Below are 7,916 nucleotides of genomic sequence, written 5' to 3' on the forward strand. Positions count from 1 at the left end.
AAAGCCGCCCACAATCAAGTGCACATCCACGCCTGCGGCTTGCGCCTGCTCGACCAGTGCGTTGGCCACCGGGGCAAACCCCCAGCACCAGGAACACATCGGGTCCATCACATAGAGCAGGCGCGCAGACATGGTTCAGGCCTCGGTGGATGCTTGCTTGTAGTTGTAGCCGATCGGGTGAGGCTGGTTACGAGCCTTGGCCAGTTCGATCTGCTTCTGCCGGTCGATGGCGCTGCGACGGGTCTTCTCGCTCAGCTTATCCCAGCAATGCGGGCAACTGATGCCGGCCACGTAATGCTCGGACGCGCGGTCTTCGATGCTGACCGGTGTGCGGCAGGCATGACATTGATCGTAGTCGCCTTCGCTCAGGTCGTGGCGCACGGTCACACGGTTGTCGAACACGAAGCAGTCGCCCTGCCACTTGGTTTCTTCCTGCGGCACCTCTTCAAGGTACTTCAGGATGCCGCCCTTGAGGTGATAGACCTCATCGAAACCTTCGCTGAGCATGTAGCTCGACGCCTTCTCGCAGCGAATGCCGCCGGTGCAGAACATCGCGACCTTCTTGTGCACGGCCGGGTCGAAGTTGGCTTTGATATAGTCTGGAAATTCGCGAAAACTGGTGGTTTTCGGGTCAATGGCGCCTTCGAAGGTGCCAATCGAGACTTCGTAATCGTTACGGGTGTCGATCAACAGCACTTGCGGGTCGCTGATCAGCGCGTTCCAGTCCTGTGGATCGACGTAGGTGCCGACCTTTTTGTTCGGGTCCACGCCTTCCACGCCGAGGGTGACGATTTCTTTCTTGAGTTTGACTTTGGTGCGGTAGAACGGCTGCTCATCGCAGTACGACTCTTTATGGTCGATGTCGTCCATGCGTGGGTCGTTCTTGAGCCAGGCCATCAGCCCGTCGATGCCTTCGCGGCTGCCGGACACGGTGCCGTTGATGCCTTCTTCGGCGATCAGCAGCGTGCCTTTGATGCCGTTGTCGACCATCGCTTGCAGCAGGGGCTCGCGCAGGGCGACGTAATCTTCCAGGGTGACGAACTTATACAGTGCCGCCACGACAATCTGTTGTGTCATGGGTAAATCTCCAGGTGGCTACCCTCGTAAGGGGTGAACCGGATGCGAAAAAAAACGCGCCGGGTGAGCGGCGCGTTGCGGATTCTAGCAAAAAACCGGTGTTTAGTGCTTGCTGCCGCCGGCACAGGTCGGCGAGGCCGGGGCCGCGTCGATCTGTGCCCATTCCTCGGGCGTGTAGGTATGCAGCGCCAACGCATGAAACTCGCCCATCAGCTCGCCGAGCGTGCCGTAGACCTTTTGGTGACGCTTGACCCGATTCAGGCCATCGAACTGCGCGCTGACCACCACCGCCTTGAAGTGGGTCTGCAATCCCCGGCTGTGCATATGGCTCTCATCCAGCACTTGCAGGTGCTCGGGCTGGAGCAGGGCCAGCGTCGATTCGATGCGTTGTTGCATGGTCATACCGGACTCCGCTTAAGGCTTTTTCTTGGCTGGAGCAGCCGCGTCTTTCGGCGTCAGCTCGGCCGTCATGTCGGCCAGCAGCTTGTTGACCACCGGCACCGCGCTTTCCAGCTTGGCCTGGGTCATCTGGGCCGATTGCTGGGTCAGCTGGGGCATTTTTTCCAGGACTTTCTTGCCCAGTGGCGACTGGTAGAACGCAACCAGGTCCTTGAGCTCGGATTCGGTGAAGTTGGTGGTGTAGAGCTTGACCATGTCCGGTTTCAGCTTGTTCCAGCCAATGGCCTGGTCCAGAGCGGCGTTGGCCTTGGCCTGGTAGGTTTCCAGCACGGCTTTTTTCGACTCTGGGGCTTTGGTCTGTTCGAAACGTTGGGCGAACATCTGCTGTACTTGCATGTACACCGGGGTGCCCAGCTTGTCAGCGTGCGCCATGGTCAGGAAAGCCTCGGCACTGGCGTTATGGCTGGCGGTGTCGGCAAGAACCTGGCCGCTGGCGCAGACCAAAGCAACGGCGGTACAGATGGCACGAAGACGAGTCATCGAGTTTCCTTTTCTAGCTGGCGAGGTAAGACCCCAAGGGCGTCCATTCTGCGCCTAAAAAAGTCTGTCGCTCAACCCCAAGCCTTGTCGCGCCTGATTTAGAGGGGTTGAATGTTCAAATACAGACTGATGGAACCACGGCCGTCGAACTCGGCCTAAACTGCGCAATCGGACCTACAGGAGTGAGCAAGATGAGCCGTATCGAAACCGACAGCCTCGGCCAGGTTGAAGTCCCGGATGAAGCCTACTGGGGCGCTCAGACGCAACGCTCGCTGATCAACTTCGCCATTGGCAACGAACGCATGCCGCTGGCCGTGTTGCATGCCCTGGCGCTGATCAAGAAAGCCGCGGCACGGGTCAATGATCGAAATGGCGACGTGCCCGCCGATATCGCCCGCTTGATCGAGCAGGCGGCCGACGAAGTGCTCGCCGGCGACCACGACGACCAGTTTCCGCTGGTGGTCTGGCAAACCGGCAGCGGCACCCAGAGCAACATGAACGTCAACGAAGTAATCGCCGGCCGTGCCAACGAGCTGGCTGGCAACCCGCGCGGCGGCAAGTCCCCGGTGCACCCCAACGATCACGTCAATCGCTCCCAGAGTTCCAACGACTGTTTTCCCACCGCCATGCACATCGCGGCCGCCCAGGCGGTGCAGCAACACCTGCTGCCGGCGATCAGCGAACTGTCCGGCGGCCTGGCCGAGCTGTCCGCCCGCCATATGAAACTGGTCAAGACCGGCCGAACCCACATGATGGATGCGACACCGATCAGCTTCGGCCAGGAAATCTCAGCCTTCATCGCGCAACTCGATTACGCCGAGCGGGCGATCCGCAGCGCATTTCCCGCGGTCTGTGAGCTGGCCCAGGGCGGGACGGCCGTCGGCACAGGGCTGAATTCACCTCATGGGTTCGGTGAGGCCATCGCCGCAGAATTGGCCGCCCTCTCCGGTTTGCCGTTTATCACCGCGCCGAACAAGTTCGCCGCACTGGCCGGCCATGAGCCGCTGACCACGCTGTCCGGCGCGCTGAAAACCCTCGCCGTGACGCTGATGAAAATCGCCAATGATCTGCGCCTGCTGGGTTCCGGTCCGCGCGCCGGCTTCGCCGAGGTCAAGCTGCCGGCCAATGAACCAGGCAGTTCAATCATGCCGGGCAAGGTCAACCCGACCCAGTGCGAAGCGTTGTCGATGCTGGCCTGCCAGGTGTTGGGCAACGACGTCGCCATCGGCTTTGCGGCCAGTCAGGGCCACTTGCAGCTGAACGTGTTCAAACCGGTGATCATCCATAACCTGCTGCAATCGATCCGCTTGCTGGGCGATGGCTGCAGCAACTTCCAGCAGCACTGCGTGGCGGGTCTGGAGCCGGATGCGGAAAAAATGGCTGAACACCTGGAACGAGGCCTGATGCTGGTGACAGCGCTCAACCCGCACATTGGCTATGACAAATCGGCGGAGATCGCCAAGAAGGCCTACAGCGAAGGACTGACCTTGCGCGAGGCGGCGTTGCAGTTGGGGTATCTGACCGATGAGGAGTTCGATGCCTGGGTAAGGCCGGAGAATATGCTGGAGGCTGGGGCCAAGGGCTGAACCCTGTAGCGCCTGAAAGTCCGTCTTCGCGGGCAAGCCACGCTCCCACAGGTTTTGCGTCGTTCACAAAGTTGATGAACGACGCAAAACCTGTGGGAGCGTGGCTTGCCCGCGATGAACGATGACACGGTCTAACTGGCCGCCATCCTTACTTTGCGAGCCTTCAACCCGGCAATCAACGAAGGCCCCAACGCCACCAGCGCCGACCCCAGCACCACCAGCACCGCGCCGCCATAACCCAAACCATTGATCGTCTCGGCATGCACATAGTCGGGCCACAGCCACGCAGCCATGGCAACCGCGGCAAAGGTCACCAGCGGCGTGATGGCCAGTGTCGCGCTGACCCGGGAGGCTTCCCAATGGGCCAGGGCCTCGGCAAACGCGCCATAGGCAATCAGGGTGTTGAGGCAGCATGCCAGCAGCAACCAACCCTGCAACGGGTTCAATTGCAGTACTTCAAGCGGATGCACCCACGGCGTCAACAGCAGCGCGCAAAACAGGTAGATCACCATCATCACCTGCAGCGAATTCCACACCGTCAGCAATTGCTTCTGCCCCAGGGCATAGAAGGTCCAGACCGTGGACGCCAGCAGCACCAGCAGCACGCCGGCGGTGTAGTCGGTCAGCGAGGTGAGCAATTCACTCAGGCGCTGGTTGAAAAACAGCGCAAAACCGATCAGCAGCACCAGCAGCCCGATCCCCTGCCCCAGGCTGAAACGCTCCTTGAACACAAACAGGCTGGCGATCAGCAGCATGATCGGCCCCATCTGCACCACCAGTTGCGCCGTGCCGGGGCTGAGCAGGTTCAGGCCCATCAAATACAACACATAGTTACCGACCAGGCCGAGCACCGCCATCAGCACCAGCCAGCCACCGCGCGGACCGAGCACTTTGCGGCTGGGCAGACGCCTGGTGGCCGCCAGGTAAATGAACAGGCAGCCGCCGGACACCATCAGGCGAAACCAGGTCACCGTCACCGGGTCCATCACCAGCAACACCTGCTTGAGCTTGATTGGCAGGATTCCCCACAACAACGCGGTCAGCAAGGCCAGGAACAGACCGTAAACCCAGCGACCCGATGAAATGTGCATGTGAACCCCAACGCCAACTGACAGGAGTCGTCATTCTAGGCGCAGAGCTGTGGCGTACACAGGCACAGTTGCCTTCTGGCCGCGATTGAAACTGTGCGGGTCGCAATCTTCAGGGGATGTTTTTTGACCGTGGCGCACCCATCGCGAGCAAGCTCGCGATGGCTATCTAACTGACAACGCAAAAAACCGAGGCTTACCGCACCGCTTCAAACAACCCCGTAGCCCCCATCCCGCCACCCACGCACATGGTGACGATGCCGTAACGCAAATTGCGTCGCTGCAATTCACGAACGAGATGCCCGACCTGGCGCGAACCGGTCATGCCAAACGGGTGGCCGATGGAAATCGAGCCGCCGTTGACGTTGTACCGGGCATTGTCGATTTCCAGGCGGTTGCGGCTGTAAAGGCACTGCGAAGCAAACGCTTCGTTGAGTTCCCACAGGTCGATGTCGTCAATCCGCAAGCCTTTGGCCTTGAGCAGTTTCGGTACCGAAAACACCGGGCCGATGCCCATCTCGTCCGGCGCACAACCGGCCACGGTAAAACCGCGGAAGAACGCTTTCGGCTTGAGCCCCAGTTCCAGCGCTTTTTCCAGGCTCATCACCAGGGTCATGGACGCGCCGTCAGACAGTTGCGACGAGTTGCCCGCCGTGACCGAGCCATCTTCAGCGAACACCGGTTTCAACCCGGCCAGACTTTCCAGGGTGGTGTCCGGGCGGTTGCAGTCATCGCGGTCGACGATGCCGTCGAGGATCTGTGCTTGACCTGTGGCCTTGTCTTCGACACGGTACTTCACCGCCATCGGCACGATTTCATCATTGAACAGCCCGGCGGCCTGAGCCTCGGCGGTGCGCTGCTGGCTTTGCAGCGCATACAGGTCCTGCTCTTCGCGGCTGACGCTGTACCGACGCGCGACGATTTCAGCGGTCTGGCCCATCGGGAAGTAGATGCCCGGCACCTGCTCCTTGAGCAGCGGGTTGATCAGGTTGTCGGTATTGACACTTTTCATGGTCAGGCTGATGGACTCGACCCCGCCGGCGACGATGATGTCGCTGCAACCCGAAGCGATCTGGTTGGCGGCGATGGCGATCGCCTGCAAGCCCGAGGAACAGAAGCGGTTGAGGGTCATGCCGGCCGTGCCAGTGCCCAGGCGCGAGAGCACCGCGACGTTGCGCCCGATATTGAAACCCTGGGCGCCTTCATTGGAACCGGCACCGACGATGCAGTCCTCGACGCTCGCCGGATCAATACCGCTGCGCGCCAACAGCGCATCGACACAGTGTGCCGCCATGTCGTCCGGGCGGGTCATGTTGAATTTACCGCGAAAGGATTTGGCCAGGCCGGTCCGCACGCTGTCGACGATCACCACTTCACGCATGGCATACCTCATTGTTGTTATCGGTTGAGAGTGGACCGAGCATAAGTCCAGCGCTTCACCGACCGCGACAATCATTCACCTCGCGTATGCGTAACTATCGCTTCAATCCTTGTCCTTATGCTTCTTGCGCTCATGCCGGTCGGATTTTTCGAAAGCCTCCTCGAGTGCCCGGTTGATAGTGCGCAAGACTTTGACCCGTGCCCAGCGCTTGTCGTTGGCCTCCACCAGGGTCCATGGCGCGATCTCGGTGCTGGTACGGTCGACCATGTCGCCGACCGCCGCGCGATAGTCATCCCACTTTTCACGGTTGCGCCAGTCATCCTCAGTGATCTTGAAGCGTTTGAAGGGAGTCTGCTCGCGCTCCTGGAAGCGCTCCAGTTGCGTCTGTTTGTCGATGGACAGCCAGAACTTGACCACGATCACGCAGGCGTCAGTCACCTGTTCCTCGAAATCGTTGATCTCGCTGTAGGCACGCAGCCAGTCCGCCGGGCTGCAAAAACCTTCGATGCGCTCCACCAACACCCGGCCATACCAGGAGCGGTCGAATACGGTGAACTTGCCCCGGGCCGGAAGATGACGCCAGAAGCGCCACAAATACGGTTGCGCCCGTTCTTCTTCGGTGGGCGCGGCAATCGGCACGATGCTGTACTGACGTGGATCCAGTGCCGCCGCGACCCGGCGGATCGCCCCGCCCTTGCCGGCCGCGTCGTTGCCCTCGAATACCGCCACCAGTGCGTGCCGGCGCATGCGCTTGTCACGCATCAACCCGGAAAACCGCGCCTGCTCGGTGATCAACTGTTCTTCGTAATCTTCTTTGTCCAGGTGCAGGGTCAGGTCCAGGCTGTCGAGCAGGTTCACTTGATCGACACTGGGGAATACGGGGGCGGCGCTGACCTTTTCCGGATGGATCGTCGGCCGCTGTAAAGCGCCGCGCAGCCCCTCCAGCAGAATCCGCCCCACGGCCAGGTTCCGATAATGTGCATCCGCCCCGGCGATTACATGCCAGGGTGCATAGTCGCGACTGGTGCGGCGCAAGACCCGTTCACCGTACTTCACGAACCTGTCGTAGGTTTGCGACTGCTGCCAGTCCAGCGGGCTGATGCGCCAGCTGTGCAGCGGATCGTCGGCCAACGCCTTGAGGCGTGCCTTCATTTGCTTCTTGGAGAGGTGAAACCAGAACTTGAAGATCAGCGCACCTTCATCGCAGAGCATTTTTTCCAGGCGCTCGGCCCCGTTGATCGCCTGGTCGAGCCGTGGGTCCTTGAACGAGCCATGGACCCGTCCCTGCAGCATCTGGCTGTACCAGTTGCCGAAAAAAATCCCCATGCGGCCCTTGGCCGGAAGCATCCGCCAGTACCGCCAGGCCGGTGGCCGTGCCAGCTCTTCGTCGGTTTGCTGGTCGAACGTGCGCACTTCGATCAAGCGCGGGTCCATCCACTCGTTGAGTACCTTGATCGTCTCGCCCTTGCCGGCACCTTCGATGCCGTTGATCAAAATGATCACCGGAAAGCGGCGTTGCTGCTGCAATTCGAATTGCGCTTCGAGCAACGCTTCGCGCAGGGCCGGTACTTCGGCGTCATAGGTATCTTTGTCGATGGCGTGATCGATTTCGGCAGATTCAAACATGAGCGGCTCCCTTCCAGATGTGAGCAAGACTAGCGGATTGAGCTGAAGGTCAGCAGAGATTTTCCCGATGGTCCCCGACCACTGTGGCGAGGGGGCTTGCCCCCGTTCGGCTGCGAAGCAGTCGTGAAATCAGCGAACCTGGTTTGTCTGACACGACTTGGTTGCCTGGTTTCAGGGTTGCTTCGCAACCCAACGGGGGCAAGCCCCCTCGCCACAGAG

General features: G+C 60.5%; 7 protein-coding genes and 1 pseudogene. 1 reads left to right on the forward strand and 7 read right to left on the reverse strand.

Annotated elements, in window-relative coordinates:
- From PMI29_RS17055 to PMI29_RS17040, 4 genes and pseudogenes are all read right to left on the reverse strand, one after another.
- Positions 1–132 (reverse strand): annotated as a pseudogene (locus PMI29_RS17055) (DsbA family protein); the annotation flags it as partial.
- Between the two features lie 3 nt (positions 133–135).
- Positions 136–1,077 (reverse strand): oxygen-dependent tRNA uridine(34) hydroxylase TrhO, encoded by a 942-nt coding sequence (gene trhO / locus PMI29_RS17050; RefSeq protein WP_007997266.1) that lies wholly within the window; start codon positions 1,075–1,077, stop codon positions 136–138.
- Between the two features lie 102 nt (positions 1,078–1,179).
- A complete protein-coding gene (locus tag PMI29_RS17045; protein WP_007973667.1) occupies positions 1,180–1,479 on the reverse strand; it encodes a BolA family protein in 300 nt (99 codons plus the stop codon).
- A 12-nt stretch (positions 1,480–1,491) separates the two neighbouring features.
- Positions 1,492–2,016, reverse strand: coding sequence for a DUF2059 domain-containing protein (locus PMI29_RS17040; protein WP_007997268.1), 525 nt, complete (start codon positions 2,014–2,016; stop codon positions 1,492–1,494).
- A gap of 191 nt (positions 2,017–2,207) precedes the next feature.
- Between PMI29_RS17040 and PMI29_RS17035 the strand changes: the two genes are divergently transcribed.
- Entirely contained in the window at positions 2,208–3,602 is a 1,395-nt protein-coding gene (locus PMI29_RS17035) for a class II fumarate hydratase (protein ID WP_007997270.1), read from the forward strand.
- Positions 3,603–3,733: 131 nt separating this feature from the next.
- Here PMI29_RS17035 and PMI29_RS17030 read toward each other — a convergent pair whose 3' ends face one another.
- From PMI29_RS17030 to pap, 3 genes are all read right to left on the reverse strand, one after another.
- Positions 3,734–4,693 carry a DMT family transporter gene (locus tag PMI29_RS17030; RefSeq protein ID WP_007997272.1) on the reverse strand — a complete coding sequence of 320 codons (960 nt, stop codon included), beginning with the start codon at positions 4,691–4,693 and terminating at the stop codon, positions 3,734–3,736.
- Positions 4,694–4,886: 193 nt separating this feature from the next.
- Positions 4,887–6,071: a thiolase family protein gene (locus PMI29_RS17025; RefSeq protein ID WP_007997274.1), complete on the reverse strand. Its 1,185-nt coding sequence runs from the start codon at positions 6,069–6,071 to the stop codon at positions 4,887–4,889.
- Between the two features lie 102 nt (positions 6,072–6,173).
- Positions 6,174–7,697: a polyphosphate:AMP phosphotransferase gene (gene pap / locus PMI29_RS17020; protein ID WP_007997276.1), complete on the reverse strand. Its 1,524-nt coding sequence runs from the start codon at positions 7,695–7,697 to the stop codon at positions 6,174–6,176.
- Between the last annotated feature and the right edge of the window lie 219 nt (positions 7,698–7,916).

The organism is Pseudomonas sp. GM49, from assembly GCF_000282355.1.
In the GTDB taxonomy this organism is placed as follows: Bacteria; Pseudomonadota; Gammaproteobacteria; order Pseudomonadales; family Pseudomonadaceae; genus Aquipseudomonas.